This window comes from Domibacillus mangrovi (assembly GCF_001906925.1).
Taxonomy (GTDB): domain Bacteria; phylum Bacillota; class Bacilli; order Bacillales; family Domibacillaceae; genus Domibacillus; species Domibacillus mangrovi.
Genome location: NZ_MRWQ01000006.1, coordinates 148,341 through 166,698, shown reverse-complemented (window position 1 = coordinate 166,698; position 18,358 = coordinate 148,341). Strand labels below are relative to the sequence as shown.

The 18,358-nt window shown below is 34.4% G+C and carries 14 protein-coding genes and 1 pseudogene; 8 read left to right on the top strand and 7 right to left on the bottom strand.

What is annotated here, in order from left to right; all coding sequences use genetic code 11:
* Window positions 1-13 precede the first annotated feature (13 nt).
* Together BLL40_RS08095 and BLL40_RS08090 are read right to left on the bottom strand one after the other, a co-directional pair.
* Entirely contained in the window at window positions 14-196 is a 183-nt protein-coding gene (locus BLL40_RS08095; RefSeq protein ID WP_073711415.1) for a hypothetical protein, read from the bottom strand.
* Window positions 186-752 carry a hypothetical protein gene (locus BLL40_RS08090; protein WP_073711414.1) on the bottom strand — a complete coding sequence of 189 codons (567 nt, stop codon included), beginning with the start codon at window positions 750-752 and terminating at the stop codon, window positions 186-188. The genes BLL40_RS08095 and BLL40_RS08090 overlap by 11 nt, the downstream gene beginning before the upstream one ends.
* 577 nt (window positions 753-1,329) lie before the next feature.
* On the opposite strand from BLL40_RS08090, the gene BLL40_RS17390 reads away from it, so the two are divergent.
* The 3 genes from BLL40_RS17390 to BLL40_RS08080 all read left to right on the top strand — a co-directional run bounded on the left by BLL40_RS17390 (window position 1,330) and on the right by BLL40_RS08080 (window position 2,229).
* A complete protein-coding gene (locus BLL40_RS17390; RefSeq protein ID WP_159434209.1) occupies window positions 1,330-1,500 on the top strand; it encodes a hypothetical protein in 171 nt (56 codons plus the stop codon).
* Window positions 1,501-1,573: 73 nt separating this feature from the next.
* A complete protein-coding gene (locus BLL40_RS08085; RefSeq protein ID WP_073711413.1) occupies window positions 1,574-1,858 on the top strand; it encodes a helix-turn-helix domain-containing protein in 285 nt (94 codons plus the stop codon).
* Window positions 1,859-1,965: 107 nt separating this feature from the next.
* On the top strand, window positions 1,966-2,229 hold the full coding sequence (locus BLL40_RS08080) for a hypothetical protein (protein WP_073711412.1): 264 nt from the start codon (window positions 1,966-1,968) through the stop codon (window positions 2,227-2,229).
* On the opposite strand, the gene BLL40_RS08075 is transcribed toward BLL40_RS08080, so the two are convergent.
* The 3 genes from BLL40_RS08075 to recJ form a co-directional block, all read right to left on the bottom strand.
* Window positions 2,226-2,570, bottom strand: coding sequence for a helix-turn-helix domain-containing protein (locus tag BLL40_RS08075; RefSeq protein WP_073711411.1), 345 nt, complete (start codon window positions 2,568-2,570; stop codon window positions 2,226-2,228). The two genes, BLL40_RS08080 and BLL40_RS08075, sit on opposite strands and share 4 nt — an antisense overlap.
* 4 nt (window positions 2,571-2,574) lie before the next feature.
* The gene (locus tag BLL40_RS08070) at window positions 2,575-4,746 is read right to left on the bottom strand and encodes a hypothetical protein (protein WP_073711410.1); all 2,172 of its coding nucleotides are present in this window, start codon (window positions 4,744-4,746) and stop codon (window positions 2,575-2,577) included.
* Window positions 4,747-5,594: 848 nt separating this feature from the next.
* On the bottom strand, window positions 5,595-7,244 hold the full coding sequence (gene recJ, locus BLL40_RS08065) for a single-stranded-DNA-specific exonuclease RecJ (protein ID WP_159434208.1): 1,650 nt from the start codon (window positions 7,242-7,244) through the stop codon (window positions 5,595-5,597).
* 575 nt (window positions 7,245-7,819) lie between these two features.
* Here recJ and BLL40_RS08060 point away from each other — a divergent pair.
* From BLL40_RS08060 to BLL40_RS08045, 4 genes are all read left to right on the top strand, one after another.
* The gene (locus BLL40_RS08060; RefSeq protein ID WP_073711408.1) at window positions 7,820-9,811 is read left to right on the top strand and encodes a hypothetical protein; all 1,992 of its coding nucleotides are present in this window, start codon (window positions 7,820-7,822) and stop codon (window positions 9,809-9,811) included.
* A 2-nt stretch (window positions 9,812-9,813) separates the two neighbouring features.
* Complete coding sequence (locus tag BLL40_RS08055; protein WP_073711407.1) at window positions 9,814-10,710, top strand: hypothetical protein; 897 nt, start codon at window positions 9,814-9,816, stop codon at window positions 10,708-10,710.
* 320 nt (window positions 10,711-11,030) lie between these two features.
* Window positions 11,031-11,858, top strand: a complete 828-nt coding sequence (locus BLL40_RS08050) for a hypothetical protein (protein ID WP_073711406.1) — start codon at window positions 11,031-11,033, stop codon at window positions 11,856-11,858.
* A 238-nt stretch (window positions 11,859-12,096) separates the two neighbouring features.
* Complete coding sequence (locus BLL40_RS08045) at window positions 12,097-13,239, top strand: tyrosine-type recombinase/integrase (RefSeq protein ID WP_073711405.1); 1,143 nt, start codon at window positions 12,097-12,099, stop codon at window positions 13,237-13,239.
* Between the two features lie 99 nt (window positions 13,240-13,338).
* Here BLL40_RS08045 and BLL40_RS08040 read toward each other — a convergent pair whose 3' ends face one another.
* Both BLL40_RS08040 and BLL40_RS08035 read right to left on the bottom strand, forming a co-directional pair.
* Window positions 13,339-14,244 (bottom strand): tyrosine-type recombinase/integrase, encoded by a 906-nt coding sequence (locus BLL40_RS08040; protein ID WP_073711404.1) that lies wholly within the window; start codon window positions 14,242-14,244, stop codon window positions 13,339-13,341.
* Window positions 14,245-14,961: 717 nt separating this feature from the next.
* Window positions 14,962-17,859 (bottom strand): transporter substrate-binding protein, encoded by a 2,898-nt coding sequence (locus BLL40_RS08035; RefSeq protein WP_073711403.1) that lies wholly within the window; start codon window positions 17,857-17,859, stop codon window positions 14,962-14,964.
* A 339-nt stretch (window positions 17,860-18,198) separates the two neighbouring features.
* On the opposite strand from BLL40_RS08035, the pseudogene BLL40_RS08030 reads away from it, so the two are divergent.
* Window positions 18,199-18,327, top strand: a pseudogene (locus BLL40_RS08030) (IS3 family transposase); the annotation flags it as partial.
* Window positions 18,328-18,358: the final 31 nt, after the last annotated feature.

The window sequence follows — 18,358 nt, the reverse complement described above, 5'->3', positions numbered from 1 at the left end:
TTTTAGCTGCTAATTATTTATTTTTCTCATTACTTTTCTTACCTGGACTTACACTTCTTGTCCCTCTGCTTTGTGATTTGGATTCGTTGAAACGCTCTTTCTTAATTGGAGTTGTTCCCATACTACCAATTCCTTCTTGTTTAATATTACGTCCAAATGGTGCGGAACCATTTGCATTGCCGTTATTATTGGACATATCTAATTACCTCCTCAATCAAAAAATGTATAGCAAAGATCAAAAAACCATATGTAATAAGTTGTAACCCGATTTGATAAAACCTGAGCTTACCTTCAATTCCCTCTTTATTCAAAGTTACAGCTTCATCATAAGTGAAAGCAAGGGACAATTTAGAATTTTTTTCTGATCTTTTACCAAAATCAATTGAAACGATATTATTAAGGTCCACTTGCCGATATTCACCCGTTTTAATTGAGCGGAGAAAGTATATAATGCCTATAACTAATAAAACAAAAATTGCTACTTTAAATAAACTAGTGTAGACCAAATAAGATGGTTCTTTAATTATCGGCTTAAATGTCCCTAGATAAGTTAAATAAGCAGCAAAGAGAACTCCAGCAAATGCTAAAGCTATATTAGTTTTTGCTTCTGCTTGCTTAAATCTTTCTGATTCCTCATTATATACTGTTTTAGCAGTATCTAAGATAGCATCACAGCTCTCTACTACTAAATCAACTTCATCTTCACTTTCTGGATTTAGTGTTGAGGTCACCTCTCCATTATTATTAGACATTGATACACAACCAATCAGATTTTAATTTTTTGACACTTAATAAGTATAAGTTAAAAATTCCTATTAATCCATATTTTCCTTTGTGTTTAAAAGGAAAAACTTACGGAATATTTTTTATTTTGTGAAAACTTAACAACCATTTGGTATAAAAAATGTATTTGGCATTTAACTGATGTACCAAATGGCAGTATATTTATTCATTATTAATTTAATTTATTCATTCTGATTTTGTCGCTTGACATGGAGCCTCTGCGGACAGATTTTATTGAAAAGACCAGAGCAACGAGCTTTTCTGGGCAATTAGCCTAACCCATCCGCCACTCCATGTAAAGCGCAGCGTATTCAAAAAATATACTGCCACGAACAGCATTTTTTTAGTGCCACAAACAATAAAAAATGGGACTTGTTGATTCTTGCCAAAAATAAATCTTTAAAATGGTCTAAAAAAGTATGAAGCAGCATAAGTTGACATTAGTAGGATAATGACTCCTACTTTATTATAAAATTATAAATCTTCCTCCAGTACATACCTTATTTTTTAGGGTATGGAATATTATAATTTGAGGAGGAAGATAATATGAATATTTCAAGCGAGGAGTATCAAATTTTTTTTGAGATGATGGAAGAGGAAATTACGAGTCAGGTAAATTGGTTAAAGACCAAGAGTGAACCACATTATAAGTTATTTAACGCTGGTCAAATTAAGGCATTTAAGCATGTTCTTGATTTGTTAGCTGTACACCGATAGAGAGGGAATGTAATAAGGAAGGGAGACCGCAACTGCGGTCTCCTTGTTATTCTATTGAGGAGGGAACTTATATATGGATCAGGAACAATATAATGAGCAAATTGAAAAAGAGTTAGGGATTGAGCCTGTCATTGCAAGTGTATTTGAACAAATTGAAGATGATTGGATATTAACACCACTAGAGGTAGCTGATTTAATTGGAATTAGTGCGATAAGCGTCAGACGCTGGTGTAGAGAGGGAAAGCTTCCTTCCTATCGATTTAAGAGAAAATATGTTATTACAGGGAAAGAATTTAAACGATTTGTAAAACAATCAAAAGTGAGAACAAAGGCAATTCAGTCTGTGCTAAAATTATGAATGCAGAATATGTCGCATTATCATTCTTTAAAAGCCATAGTATTCATTATCACTTTAAGCGCCCAATTATCACGTTCCCTTGCCCTTCTTGCTGTCAAGAGGCAAAGATGGATGTGAAAAATACAGTTTGGGCTTGTGTTGAATGTGGTGATCAAGGAACCCTTTATACGCTGATTCAACTTATGGAACAAGATAATGTAAGTAAAAGGATTCTACAAAATTCAAAAATATATAATCCGAAAGAGGAAATTGTGTTAATAAGAAGTCGTTTTGAGCATTTGATTTCTAAACATGGAAGCTCTGTCGAAAAATTATACAAAAAAGTTAATCAACTAATTGAATATTACCAAATCGAAAGAAGACCTCATTAATGAGGTCTTCTCTTCGTTGTTTTTTGTACATGAGTGAGTAATGGATGATCTAAATGGTCAAGTAGATTTAAACGCTTGGCGATAGTGGAGTAATGTTCTTGAAAGAGTTTTTCTTTTAGATCTTCTCCTTTTATCATATATGGCCTTTTTTGCTGAAACTTTAATTTACCATTTGTACACCAACGACGAACGCTAGTAACTGATTTATTCGATAAGTCAGCTACATCTTTTAATGTATATAGAAATTCATCCATGATGTCTTCAAATATATCGGGAAGATACTCATAAGGAGGGAGACCAAGGTCTCCCATCAGCTGTAAAAATTGTTGATATTTCATCATGCGATCACTTCCCTTTTTGCAGCTTTAACGCATCTATTTCTTTCTGAATAGACTTTGCTTTTACAAAGAGTTGCTCAGATGTTATTTGATGATCTTTTAGATACGAACGCTTTCCAAGTTGCTTCATTTCTTCTTTGAGAGCAGAAATTTGCTCATCTATTTTCTCTGCTTCTTCATTATTATCATTATCCTGAGCAGTGGTTGCCATTTGATGATGCTTCTGCGGAAGTAAGTTAGAACTGTTATACATATTCTGTTCCCAAACGAGTAAATCATTTTGCTCAAAAGGAAAGTTAAGGGCTCCATTAATTACCTTAGCATAAACATCTAGTGTTAGACTCTCTTGGTAAAACTGTTCATTGGTCGACTTCAATCCTTTGTGTCTTGCATGATATTCAGCTACATCTTTTTTTGATTCATCCAGTATAGGATCTGAAAAAAATGTTTTCTTTACAATAAGGTTATTTCCAGTATGCCGAGTATCATAAGCGCTAAAGTTCTCCAGCTCGTTAAGCGATAAAATGTCAGACAGTAAATGTTTGTATTTAACAACCCAGTCAAACAGTGTTTTTGAACTAGCATACAAAGCGTGCGGATTCCACTCGTCTCCCTTAGGACGAAACAAGTAGCCCTTACCTCTTGTATGTGGATACCTGGTGTACAATTGTGAAAGATATAAGTTAACAATTTTAACAGCTCGTGGAACCAAAAGTATGCCATAAGGTCCAGATGAGGAGAGTCCCATCTTACTCATTTCTTTCGTAATAAATATCTTTCCAAACTGTGTTCCCTCGATAGTTACAGTATCCATAAGCCCTGTTTCTTTGTTAATGAATAGATGCTTATCAATTTCCATTCTCCATATCTCAACGGGGCGGATAATCCCGAAAAATCCAATAGCAAGCATGGCTGCCTTTTTTAAAGGATTGGAAAAACCTAAACCTTCACCTTGAAGAATGCGAGTCATCATTTTGGCGACCGCCTGTCTTTCTAAATAAACAGACTTACCTAAAGAGACCCTCTTTAAAGAGTATTTTTTTACGGAAAGATATTTTAAAAAAGATTCTTCAATAATCTCCGCTTTCCACATTAAAACTGCATAGGCTTGATGCGGGGCCCAGTTTTCAAAGCTGCTTTGCTGTTTATTAATATTCGCCTTTTTCTTCATTAAAGTGTAATAAAAAAGCCCCAGAAAATAACCACGGTCAGTGATCCTTGTATGAGATGAATTTCTCCCAGGTTTTAATGCTTTTATATCTTCTTCATTCAGATCATCAAAATCAAAAACATCTGGATCATATAATTCTTCTTCTAATGGCGTAAGCTGTCGATAAGAGAAAAAACCTTCTTTTTCCCAATAGTGTTTGATGCCACATCTCTGGCAAATAATAAAATAAAACATTCTTACTAAATGTAACTGATGCAATTTATAAGCATCATCCTTTAGAAATTGGGCGAAATAGACTTGTCTGCTGAACACGACGTCAGAATCTCTACGATATTGAAGATATTCTTCGATCAGAGTTTGTTGAGAACGGTTTAGTCGGTTCCACAATTGTTTGGATTGTGAATTTTCATACGGCCTTGTTTTTATTTCCTTCCTTATTCTAGGCAAGTTTTCTTTTAGCCAGTTAATATCAAAAAGTGTGTGTGAAATTCTTCCGTCCTCTAGAAATCCCCTATGGGAATAACCGAGCAATGTATCATGCGGAATGTAAAGTTCTTTTGCAGCAATTGGAAGGCTTTTGAATCTTTTCCTAAACTTAAGGGCTTGGGATGAAATAAATAACTTATTAGGAAGACTGTTACCTTTTTGGAAGGGAACTATATCTACCCCTGTATAAAGAATCAAATCTTGAAGTACACCTTTCGATTCAAGTAAAATTAAAGTTTCTCGGTCCATTTTAATCAAGCGTAGGAATTCATTTTGCAAAAGTAGTTGACCGACTTTTTTCTCGACTTGTTCTTGTCCAAAACCAGCTTTTTCACCAAGTTCCATTGCTTTTTTCCTTATAATAGTGGCCTTACTACTTGAAAAACCCAAGTCTTGGATCGTTGCTTTTTCCGTTGTTAAAATTTTACCCACCGAATCGTAACCATGTTTTTTTAATATTTCCAGCAATTCATTTGGAAGGTCTATTTTATCAATTTTTATATCATATAGGGTCTTTGCCAAGCTAATCACCTCGCTTCATGCATATGCTCATAACGATCATAATAGAAGCCTTTTTGCGACAAACCTTTTAAGGTTAGGGGAGAAAAAGCAGTCATTATGACTGTTATGATCATTTGATGTAAAAATTTGTAGACATACGATCATAACGATTAAACAAATAAATAAATACATATTTATTTGTTTTTCGTACAAAATAGAGGTGCGAAGTTAAAAAAGTATGTTTTTATATATTTTCGAATAACCAACGTGCTAATTGGTTATAAATATGGTTACATACATTTTTAGTGCCGCTCCATAATAATGAATTAATTTAAAGGATTTAATTATTACGATCGTGCGGTAGAACGTGACTAAGACGAGACTGAATGATACAATCATTTGAACTATATCGAGTAGTTTTAAATGGATTACTGTCGAGTAATTATTACATCTAGGAAGAATCTTTTCCTAGTTACCACAATTTCAGCGATGTTCCTGATTGTTGTTTGAATGGCCGAAGCCAGAACAAAGCTGTTTTTAAACTTAGGCAAATTAAATAGATAAACTAAATGGTTAGAACGAGTAACGATAAGGTAGTTAATCAAAATTTGATAATCTTTATCATGTGAAAGTAACAGGTGTAAAAACTGGACTTAATGAGAAACAACAGACAATAAAACAGGAAGCCATATTTTTATGAAAAAGTCATTGAGTCTTCTCCTTTCTTGCTTAGTAAATCGTATTCTTTCCAATTCATTTGAAAATATGCGAAAACCCCTACATAAAAATGCAGAGGTTTTATTTGGTTTTTTAACAAGGTTCATTTAATTGGATTTTCCTAGTGGTAAGGAGGAAAGCAAAACATCTTGTTAAGTTTTTATATCCAATAGTAAAAAATCTCGTTTCTTTGAAGAGTTTACCGTGTATAAAATTTTTCTTAGCTTTTGAGGTTTTATGATTTGTTCATTAAAACGAAAAGCCCAAACTGTTTTACCAAAAGCTTTTAATACGAAATGTTCTCTACTCGGGCCCAAAGGAAAACAAGAATCAAACCATGTCTTTGTATAAAAGATTGGTTTGTTATTTCCCATTCCATACGGCTCCAAGCGATCAAATTGATGAATCATCTCATCGGGAAAAAACATAAGAGGGATTTCGAATTGATATTGTACTTCTGGTATTACTTGGTCCTGCATCTGAGCAGCTAGCTGAATTGCTTTTCTAAAACCATCTACTTTAGAGAGTGTAATGGATAGCCCAGCAGCGGCCTGGTGTCCACCGAAGCTGATTAAATAGCTTGAACAATCAAGAATTACCTTTACAATAGAAAAGTTTGTATTTTGTACACTACGGGCAGAACCTTTGCCTGACTCATTTATCACAATCGCGGGTTTCAAGTACTTTTCTGAGATACGGGATGCCAATAGTCCAATGATCCCCTCATGGAAATCTCCTTGAATCACAATTACATTGTCGTTAGTCAAACCTTGTTCTTCAATTAAGTGCTCAGCTTTCACAAAATGTTCTGCGGTCATAACTTTACGAGTGTTGTTAACGGTAATAAGGTTCTCTAGATCTTCTCTTGATAGATCACCCTCGCATAAAAACCGTGTGGAGATATTCGGATCCGATATCCTTCCGCAAGCATTTAGAACGGGACCAATTCCAAAACCGATGGTAGTCGTATCGACATCTTTGTAGGGTAGTTTTTTTACCAACTTCTTAATAATAGGTTTTGGCTGTTCATTCATCATCCGAATACCTAATGCTACAATCGCTCTGTTTTCTCCTTTTAGAGGCATCATGTCGGTTACGGTCCCGATGGCTGCAAGGTCTAAATAATCCCATATATATTGCTCCCAATCCGTTCCATAAAAGGTTTTGAACAGAGCTTGAACTAATTTCAAAGCAACACCTACACCTGCAAGAAATTTAAATGGATAATCGTTATCATCGCGTTTAGGGTTCACAAAGGCATAACAATTTGGATGGCCTTGTAAAATTTCATGATGATCAGTCACAATCACATCTATTCCCATCTTATGAGCTTTTTTAAGAGCAGCATGAGCCGATGTTCCATTATCTACTGTAATAATTAAGGATACATCCTTCATTGAACAGTTATCTAAAGCAGTTGGTTTTAATCCATAACCTTCTGATCGTAGTGGAATAAGAAATTCAACATTTGCCTCTAATTTTTTTAATGCTCTGTATAAAAGGGAAGTAGCTGTTTGGCCATCGCCATCATAATCCCCGAAAATCATTACTTTTTCTTTTCGATCGAGTGCTTGTTCAATTCGAGTAATGGCTTTATGCATATCCTTCAATAAAAATGGATCATGTAATTGATCCAAAGATGGATACAAAAACTCTACGATTTCTTTTCGTTTAGTATAGCCGAGTGAGAAGAGATATCTTGTAAGCGCCTGATCGAGATGGAAACACTTTGAAAAGTAGGCAATATAAAAATTATACGGATGTTCGTCATATGAGAGATCTTGAGAGCGCCATTCTTTCAATTTGTTTTGCCCCTTTCTATTATATAATCTTCTGCTGCTGCGATAGTTCATCCTTTGCATTCTACAAACAATACATTTCAATTCAGATCAAAAGTTCATTGTAGACAAGGTCGATACTCTAATAAATGCCCAGAACTAAAAATACTATACATTTTAAATCGCATTAAAATTGTAGGGTAATAAAATGTTTGATAAGAATAGTAAATATCTGAAGTAAACAAAACGACTTATTTATGAGTAATCACCACACTTACTTCCTTACACTTATAATTCAATATCTAAAGCAATGAAGCTAAAGAAGGAAAGGTAAGGGGATGTTACTATCGCGCTATTCCTAATGGAGTAGTATTGATATATGCCGATAACTAAAAGTGAAGGAATGCACTGTTAACAGTATCGCATTTTTGTAAAGTACCTTATGATATTCACAAAATGGTTACTCTACGGGCAGGACTGTGAAAGAATGTATTAAACTAACTGGTCAGTTTAGTGGGACAAGTAATACATAGCATTGTAAATATTTATAATGCTATAATGAAATTGTTTGCACCATTTTTTAGGAAGGGGATGGGGAATTGTATAAGAAAATTAGCTCCTTTAATTTTGCTTCGCTTAGATTCAATGAGGATATAGATACTCAATTTAAAATTTTTACAAACAAATTTATTACTGAATTTGAAAATTCAATCCTGGAGAGTTTTGTATTCCATGCTTCCCCGCTTACATATGATGAACGTGAAAGAGATTTTTTAAGAAAGATATTAAAACCATCTAATGTTTTCCCAATTGAACTTGACAGAAAAACTGGTTTGGAGATACTAGACATTCTATTAACAATAAAATTAGAAGATTATTTAAGGGTGCCTTTTAATCATTCGAAAAACGAGGAGCAGAAAGAAAAGGTAACAGATTTAATGTCATTTGAAGAATACGTAGGAAAGAAAGATAAAAATTCTAGAGATTCTCTAGAAAAGCAGATGAAGGAACTGAAGATATTTGAAGATGGTAATTTTGATCGTCCGCCTTATTTTTTATTATACAGGGCAAGAAATATAGTAGCTAGCAGGTTGAAAAATAGATCATATACCATTAAAGCTTTAAATAAATTTGTCTTTAAATTGAAAGAAGGTTTTGAACTTTATCTATATGACAAAATAATGGCAGACAATCTTCATTGTCTGGATGATAATGATAAGAATTCCATTTACCATCGGCTTGAAAATGAGCTCCTTAATGGATTCCTTAATGATTTTAGGCTAGGAAAAACGGAAGAAGAAGGGAATAAGCTTGTATTTGAGATTAAACGTAAACTGGAAGAAGCATCAATCAGTGAACGAATTAAGGAACTCATGTGGAGCTCTTATATTAAAGAACTAGAAAGAGGAAAAGTAGATAATCTTCTTGTTGGATGGACTAGAACGTTTAAAGAGGAGTTAGAGAAGAACTTTTTAACATTAAAGGTTGGCAATGACGTTGAAGATTTAGAATTTCATCATTTTCCGTTGCCTGTCGATTCAATTAAGAAGATCCTTCTGGCTTTTATTTTCAAAGAGGATAACTTTACTGAATTAATACAGTCTGCTTTTCAAGGGATTGAAAATGTAGAGAAGACGAAATTGATAAATCAACTTCATGAGGAATACCTTCAAAAGAATAATTTTAGTGTTGCCTTATGTGTAAAAAATATTAAAACCGACGAAAATTTTCTTAATTCTAAATTAAATCCGTTTATTACCGTCATGTCTAATGAGATGTTTAAAAGTTGGCAATATGAGTTGTATCCAAACGAGGGTGCAAAAAGATTATTTTTGGACAATGGTGGTCTTGAAAATACAACCTGGTTTATAGTGGACGATGTTCAATGTGCAGTGTCAGATACCGATCAAGCTTATCACGTTGCAAGGGAAAAGTTAAAAAACCTTTTAAATTTTCTTTTTCATTTCATATCGAGGGAAGACCAGATAAATTATGAAATTGTTGATCCATACTTGATTTTTAACCATGATACTAAAAGCTGGACCATGGGACGCATGTTGTCCCCAGGGATAGCAGATCCTAAAAACATAGACGACCTTGAGATTGATCTTTTAAAATTTACCAATAATTTCTTTGAAGTTCACAGTCTTGAAAGGGATTTAGTTATAAAGGCTATTAACTGTTATATAAAGATATGTAAGACTGATGATGTGGAAGAGAAAATGCAGTACCAATCAGAAATTTTTAAAATTCTATTTCAGACTCATGACATCCAGGAGCTTTCGACTAGTTGTGCAATCATTGTCGCAGGAACGAATTATGATAAGAATGATGTCACTTATGGAGAAATGAGGCGTTGGCTTATAGAGGACTTTCATGAATTCTTCTATATTGCCGATAGAAAAGGTTTTATACCTCTAAAAATGCAAATAAATGAGCGCTTTATGGTTTTTTGTAAAATTATAATAAGAACTATTTTATTTAATCTTATTCCCATTAATAAAGATTCACAATATAGCGTGAAAGATGTTATAGAGTGGATACTAACAATCAATCCGAATAAAGATCCTATTGTTCGGGGGAATATGTGACCATGACCAAGTTAAATAATGACCATTTGCTAGGGAATATCCAAAAATTTAGCGGTGAACCATGTAAGCTTTACAACGAAAAGGGTGAGTTTGTATCAAAAGGACAAATAAAAATATCGATGCCTTTCCTTGATACAATGCGTAGATATCAAATACACTCTCCTGTTAAAGATGATAACCAAATAGATTTAATAATTAAGAACTTATCATATAAGCAAATCAATCGAGGCAATTATACCATTAGGTCAATTGTTGGAGACGATGATTCCTATTTGAAAGTTGAGATAAAGAATTTAGAACTTGAGAAGGTTTCAGATAAACTGACTCAAAGAATAGACCCATCCGTTTCAGTAATCACTAAAGTTGATAAGACTGCCTATGACGATTTTCATAAAAAGCTTGAAGCATTAGATTGGCCGAACATTTTAATCCCTCCTGGATGCAAGGGTGGGGATAAGGCTACTCAGGCTGATGCATTTGAAAGCATGTGCCAAGAAATTGTTCTTAAATGGGGAGCCAAGAACTTTGGAGCTATTGGCAAAGGTACTGACAGGGGGAGAGATGCTACATTCTTAATTGAAGCGCATAGTTGGATACCTATTTCTACAAATTACTCTAACTCATGGGTTCTTCAGTGTAAATATTCAAACAATTATAGTAATCTATCAACCAAGGATATCTACGAGGAATTAGTAAAAGTTCTGATGCACAAACCTGATTACTTTTTGCTTATGACAAACAGAAAAGTAACAAATGATTTTAATGACTGGTTAGAGTCGTTAAACGGTTTGGATTATTATATACCTTTCAAAGTGGTCTTTATAGGTAAGGAAGAACTTGAAGAAATTTTATCCATGCCGACGATGTTAAGTATAAGGGAGAAATATTTCAACTCATAAGAGTTTGTTAAAAAAATTTTCCTAATCGTGGCTGCTTAGTGTTATAGGTATTTCGTAATAACTTTTATTTACTGTACATCTAATGTTGACGAAATTCATTAAAGCAAAGATCTAACCTTAGTCAACACAGGTTATTCATCAAAAATAACTAAGTCTTTGTAGCGTCAATTATAATAAGTTTGTGAATAATTGTATTTAAAGCAACGGATACGTTAGTGAAAAAAGGATCGTCAAAAAGACGGTCCTTTTTAGTGAGATTAACAATACCGATGTTTAAAATTTCAAGTTTTTACCTAGCATAATATACAAAGAGGTGAAACATGAAGAAAAACAACGGTATGGTACATATAGATAAATCTTTACTGGAAACCTTAGAAAAACTGAGAGTGAAACTTTATATTGAAAAAGAGCAACTCCATAAAATTTTACATAAAAATGATCTCAAGCCTAAACATTACAAGGTAAATACTGAAAATAATCCTGAAACTAAAGTATATTCAATGAAAAAAAGAGATCCACATAAACACGTAAAAGCCTTCCGCACTATGCAAGATAAAGAACTACAAATGAAACTAAAGAAAAAGTTGAGAAATAATCTGATAAGAATTATGGAAAGGAAGGGTATCAATACAAAAGTATTAAAGACTGCTTTTGATACAAGTGATGCTGCAATATCAAAAGTGCTTAATCCTAAGCCTAATAAATCTACATCTTTAAACCTTGAGGATATTGTAATACTTATGAATGATCCAAGGATAGGGATTGAACCAGGTGATTTACTGGATGGCACCCAAGCTGTCTACAAAGCGCATTTAGAATCAAATAATATTGACTATGAAGAACCAATTGTAATAAATAGAAGTCTGATAAAAATAATCAATGAACTTATTGGGAGTTCTAATGGCATAGAAGAAATTTTAAAATACATATACTTGTTAATAAAAAAAACAGAGGGGCAAACTGTAATAACGATGCTTCGAAAAACCAATTCTTTAATAGAAAACCAAGATGACGGGGAAGATCTGGTTTTATTCTTACGGTCAGTTAATCGCGCCAAGAATTGTGGGTTTACAATGGACGCATTAAAAAACGTGATTAATAAAGAAGTTAATACAAATAAGTCATCCCATACAAAATATAGAAAATAATGTGATTAGGAGTGGTCTATACAGGCGACTCTTTTTATATTTTCTGAGGCTTGCATTTAACCTAAGGTTAACTTGAAATTTAAATAGATCCCTTTCTAGAGGGGTTTTGTATAAATAACAAAATTATGAGTGTTTAGTTCTTTTCATTGCAAATTATATCCCTGATAACATTTAAATCAGAGCATGCTTATATAGTTCTATATAGATTATACCGCCGTGAAAGGAGAAGTAATTTATCATGACATCGAAAATTGATTTACATTCAATCGAAGATATTATTAATGGACGAACGGTATTGTCACAGGCATTGTTATTTATGAAAGAACACCGTTACTGGTCTAGCAGTACTTTTGACAGTTATCAATATGATGTAAAACTGTTCGAGGCTTATCTTATAACACAAGGGTTGGAACCGAATTTGGAAAGTGGTCAACACTTGACCTTGGTTCACAAATGGATTGTGGAACAAACGAATGCTGGTGTTGCATATAAAACAATTATGAGGCGAGTTGCGGCACTCTCATCTCTTTATGCGTTTTACAAAGAATTAGGGACAATACAAACAAATGCTTTTAAAGCATCCAGTGTCCCTGGAGAGCATTCAGAAGCTCATAGCCGAGCAATGGATATGACAGACTTAAAAAAGGTATACAGAGCAATAGAGGGTTTGAAAGAATACGGCATTTATATTGGTGTTCCAATCAAATTACTTTTGTTTACGGGCTTACGTAACCAGGCAATTACCCATTTGAAGGTAAAAAACATTGTATGGGAGGAGGGACTTCTCGTATACGATGTACAAGCTAAAAACTCTAAAAACAAGTACCAGGTGTTGCCGTTGCCATTAAATCTTTTAAATGAGTTACATACTTATGTGGAAAAAAAGAATCTGGTAGAAAATGACCCTCTTTGTTATGGCATAAAAGGATATCCGCTTAAGAACAAGCAGCTGAATGCATTGGTCAACAAGGTAAACGAGTATTTAAAATGGGATGGAGAGAAGAGGGTGACCCCTCATGGTTTTCGCTATACCATTGCAACAATTTTGGATGAAAGAGGACTATCGATTGAGACCATCAAATATTTGCTAGGTCACAGGACAACAGATAATGTACAATTTTACCTCAGACGCAATGAACGAAAAATAAAGGAGTTAAAAGATGCATTAACAATTTTTGAGTCAGAGCTAGAGGATAGTCTTCTTGAAGAGAAAGAAAAACTTCCTGCTCCTGATCTCGAAAAAATATCAAAACAAAAAACGGACACAGTTCAGGTAGGTTTGCCTTATTCCGAAGAGTTTATATTGCAACTTTCTAAGTCAAATCCCAAATTACTAGAAAAGATAATGCTTGAATATTACAGTCCTAATAATAATTATTAGAAGCGGAATGAATCGGCCATATTTATTAGCGATCTATTTTGCAACTACACAAAAGCAAAGTCTTCGGTGGATCCTAGAGGACTTTGCTTTTGTGATTATTTAATCAAATAAAAAACTATTTATCGCTTTTTTCTTTTGTTCAAAGTCGACATGAGTATACATACTAGTTGTAGCGAGACTTTCGTGTCCTAATAATTCTTGTAATGTTCTCAAATCCACTTTATCCTTATTGTTTTGCAGCATTAAGGTAGCAAAAGTATGCCTTAAATGATGCAATGTAAATCGGTGTGACGGTAGACCAGCTCGATCTAATGTTTCCTTAAATATCTTATGAAGGCCACCAGAGCCTAACATTTTATAGTTTTTATTATAAAAAATAGGCTCACTATAATGGTTTTGCTGTTCAGTTAATGTCTGTTTGTATTTTTCAAATACGGGTAAAACAATCGGATGAAGGGGAAGGAGACGCTCTTTTTTTCCTTTACCCCTAACAAGTATCGTTTGATTATCTAAATCAATTTGTTCCCAGGTCAAGTCCACTAATTCTTGCCGTCTCATTCCTGTTGTAGCCAATAATTTAAACATTAACTCGTTTCTTAGAGCAAAAGGCCCTGAATCTTTTTCTAAATAGGTAAATAATTTGGCTAACTCCTGAATGGTCATGTATTTTGGCAACTTTTTATCAGCTTTAGGTGATACAATACCAGCTGTAAAATCTAACTGCATAAGATTTTCCTTTAAACAATATTGGCAAAAAGATTTTAAACATGATATACGTCGTTGCAAGGTTCTTGGCTTGATGTTGTGATTGATGACTTGATCTTGTACAAAACGGCGCACACTTGAAGATGTAATATCGTCTAAATTCAATGAACGATGATTTTCCTCTAAGAATTCGCCGAAAAGTTTTAAATCGAATGCATAGCTATTAAGAGTATTCACGGAGTAATTTTTCTCAATCTCTAAATAAAAGAGAAAATCATCCGAGGCTTGAACGTAATTCATAATTATCAGACCTCCTGGATTTTATACGGTCGATCCCTAAGAATTAAGTTCGATACCATGAATTATGTAATTTAGTCCACTTATGAGGAAGGACCCTGAAGATTATAGTTAACTTAAGCAAAAGAAGGGGACAATATGATATCTTATGGGTACTTGAAGTCTGGATCCCTTGATGCTCTTATGTTTGTTTGAAGTTAACATAATATTTATTATCAATAGTTATAAAGGAATATCTCATTAGTTAAGAAAACTTTTATTATTGAGAAAAAATATTTTTTTAATACACATATTTATCTAGTTTGGCTTTTTTGTTGTCAGTCTGGAATCCATCTATGTGTATTCTTGTTACCTATATAAAATAATATTCTTCCTGGATATTTTTGAAAATAGTAGTATCAGCCTGTTATATACAATTACACACCGCGAGCGAGAAAAAAATTACTTCATTCATCCTCAGCATTAAATCCCGTATCTAGTTGTGGATATTTATCATCCAATAGTTGTTCTTACAAATGATGATAATCCCAGTCATCAAACGCGATTTCCTCTTCATAATTCAACACTAACAACATACAAGAAATCTCCAAATTCCAGGATACACCTTCCTTTTTTTAACAGATCAAGATTGTGAATTAATTATACCGTATGCTATTTTTGGAGATCTAACAAGAAAAACGTACATTTTGTTGTTAGATCTCCATACTTCTTTACGTAAAGTCACTTACCTCTTCCGGTTTGAATACGATACTCTTTAAGTTTATGGTATAAGGTTGTACGAGAAATGCCTAGATGTTGAGCAGTTTTAGAAATATTGCCCTTATGGTTCATTAGCATTCGAATGTAAAACTTCCGTTCGTTTTCATCACTCATATGTTTAATGTCATTAATGCTATTTATAGTAAGGATAGAGTCATGTTCCACACTTTTTACTTTGATAGTTTGGAAATCACGAACAATTACTTGGGGCAAGTGCTCTGGCGTAATAATGGAGGATTTCGCCGATAAGTAAAATGCTCTTTCTATGATATTGCACAGTTCTCTTATGTTTCCGGGCCAATTGTATTTTAGCATCAACGTGAGGGTATCCTCAGTCAGTTCCTTTTTTTGTCCTGTTAGGGTACTAAATTCTTCTAAATAATGGTTGCTCAATTTAGCAATATCTTCCGGTCTCTCGCGTAGTGGAGTTAGTTCGATTGTAAAAACATTCAAGCGGTAATACAAGTCGCTCCGAAAAGAACCATTAAAGGCAATTTCCTGAAATAGATCTTTGTTCGTTGCAGCAATAATACGTACATCCAATGGAATGGGTTTATGACCGCCGACTCGTACGACTTCCTTCTCCTGCAATACTCTCAATAATGTTGTCTGAAGTTCGAGAGGCATCTCCCCTATTTCATCAAGAAAAAGCGTACCTCCATTTGCAATTTCAAATTTGCCTGGGCTGCCTCCTTTTTTAGCTCCTGTGAACGCTCCTTCCACATATCCGAACAACTCCGAATTGATGAGTTCTTTAGATATAGCTCCGCAGTTTACTGCTACGAACGGTTTATCTTTTCGCGAACTTTCGTTATGAATGACACGTGCAAACATCTCTTTACCTGTTCCACTTTCCCCCAGTAAGAGGGTATTGGCTTGTATTTGCGAAGCAGAACGAGCCAGTTCAATTGTTTTCAAAAACAATTCGCTTGAGCCGATTAAATCATTCGTCGTTAAACTACTCCTCACCTTCAAGGAAAAACGGGACAATTGCTGTGGGAGGGCTTTGAAATAAATGAAGTGCATGCAATTTGTATAGCTCACTTTAATCTCATAACTTTCATCTGCATCTTCACGCCTTATAATACGATCACCATTTTCCATATTCTCTTCACGCTCTGACGAAAGTTCCTGCAGAACAGAGTTGACCAGATGACGTTTACGTTTCCATAATTCAATGGCCATTTGGTTTTGAAATCGGATATTCCCTTCTTTTATAATAAACAGGCTCTCTGATGGATGATCAGTTATACCATTAAGCGCATCTGTTATGGTAAGCTGTTCTTCTTTGCTATCGGCTAAATCGGCACATAGATAGACGATACTCTCAATACTTGTAAGTAAAAGTTTAGTAGATACCAAGTCTTCGTTTGGAATAAATACTCCTAAAACACCTTTACGATCCTTCAAATTTCCCTTAATTGGGAAACCAGCCATAACATACGTAATGTTATATTTCCGGTCTCTTTCATCCGTCACTTCATAGGAAAATGAATCCTTCTTGAGCGCGCGACCGATTCCAGTCTTATCTAAAGCCCCCCTATCGACAGTGTCTCCGGGATGCAATTCTCGAAGGAACGAGGGAATCATAATGGAGGAATCATGGTTGAAGATTTCTAGCAAAACACCGTCCTCATCAAAGTAAGCGAATGGGTAAGGTATCCCCGCTAAAGCTTTTTTCAGCCCGGATAGGTGAGATAGATGCCGTGTAATTTTGGACTCTATATACTGGGTGTTACTGCTACCGCCGGAATATTTTATCTCGTCTGATAATGCGTGCTCTAAAAATGGAATAGGTTCAATGAGATCCTCTGATTCCCATAAAATTGTAAACTTTCCGGATTCATTAACCTTTCCAATTCGTGAATTTAGCCATACGTGTTGATTTAAACTATCGACCATGATTTTCCCTTGCGGAGCTTCAAAAGATAGTCCAGACAAAGCGCTACGTATGGAATCAGTAGAAACTGTATTGATTTTCTTCAAGGCTTCTGCTAATAAGAAAACGCTATTATAAGTACACTCCATTACCGAACTGACGGTATCAGTACCATAAATTCGCTTGAATTCTGTAAGGAATCTCTTGTTATTGGCATTTTCAATAGAATTGAAGTAGGAAAAACAGGAATAATATTCAGCTGTATCATTAGGGACAATTGCTTCAATTTCTGTTTCGGCCGTAACATTGCTAGCAATAGCCTGATGGAGTCCTTGCTTATCATGTTGCTGGTAATAGCTGATGGTACTGTCGCCGACTAATGTCGAGAAAATGATATCCGGGTTCATTCTGCGAATTTCACTGATTTGATTATCAAAAATTTGGTTCCCTAATGCTACATATTCTTCTCCACATATTGATCCCCCATGGAATTGAACCAAGAGCCGAACATATCGGTTTATCTCCCGAGGGTAAATATAATCGGATCCAAGAAGGTAAAAGGACTTTCCAACATTTTGGATGAGCCAAGGAATAAAATCCAATAGCTGTTGATTCGGCGACGAATTGGAATAAAAGATATTGGGATGCTGCTCCCCACCTTCATTTATAGTGGGATAGAACAAAAGAATGTTATACCTTTCCAAAATCGGAATGAGCTTTTTTCTACAGGCAGCGGTGTAACAACCGATAATAGCCGTTACTTGGTCGGAAACGATGAGTTTTTCAGCTTTCTGGTAAGCGATATCAGGATCGGAAGCGGCATCTTCCACCATTGGAACAAGAGTTTTTCCATTGATTCCTCCACTATCGTTAATATGGCGAATGGCTAATAGGCTGGCTTGATACTGTCCTCGTTCGGTAATACTTGTTGTACCTGTTAGTGAAAATAGGATTCCAACTTTCAGTTCCTGTTTTTTCATTTAATATCGGCTCCTTTCTAACTAGAATTAAAAAAGGATCGTTGTTTTTCCAATACAAAAACTAAACACTTTAACAATTACTAAATAAAAGTGTAAGGAAATACATATAATTTCAATTATATAAATTTCTTAATAAAGGAAATATAATTATTATTTACAATGTCAGGTAAATATGGATTATTAGAGGAGTAATCAACAGCATAAGTGTAATATTCTTCATAATTATGAAAAAACCTTTGTTCTGCAATCCACTTTCCATTTAGACAGTGGGGATATTAATGAAAGAAGGAAGTGACTTACGGTTGGAGTTTAACTTATTTGGTAAAAACGCCGATAAAGGAGCATTTCATCAGAGAATTAGAAAATTATATTGAGTATTACAACCATAAGGGAATGAAGGGAAAACTAAAGGAATTGAGTCCTGTACAATACAGGACTCAATCCGAGATAAATAAAGTTTGGCTTTAGAGTAATCATTTAGCGATTCATCTCTTGATTC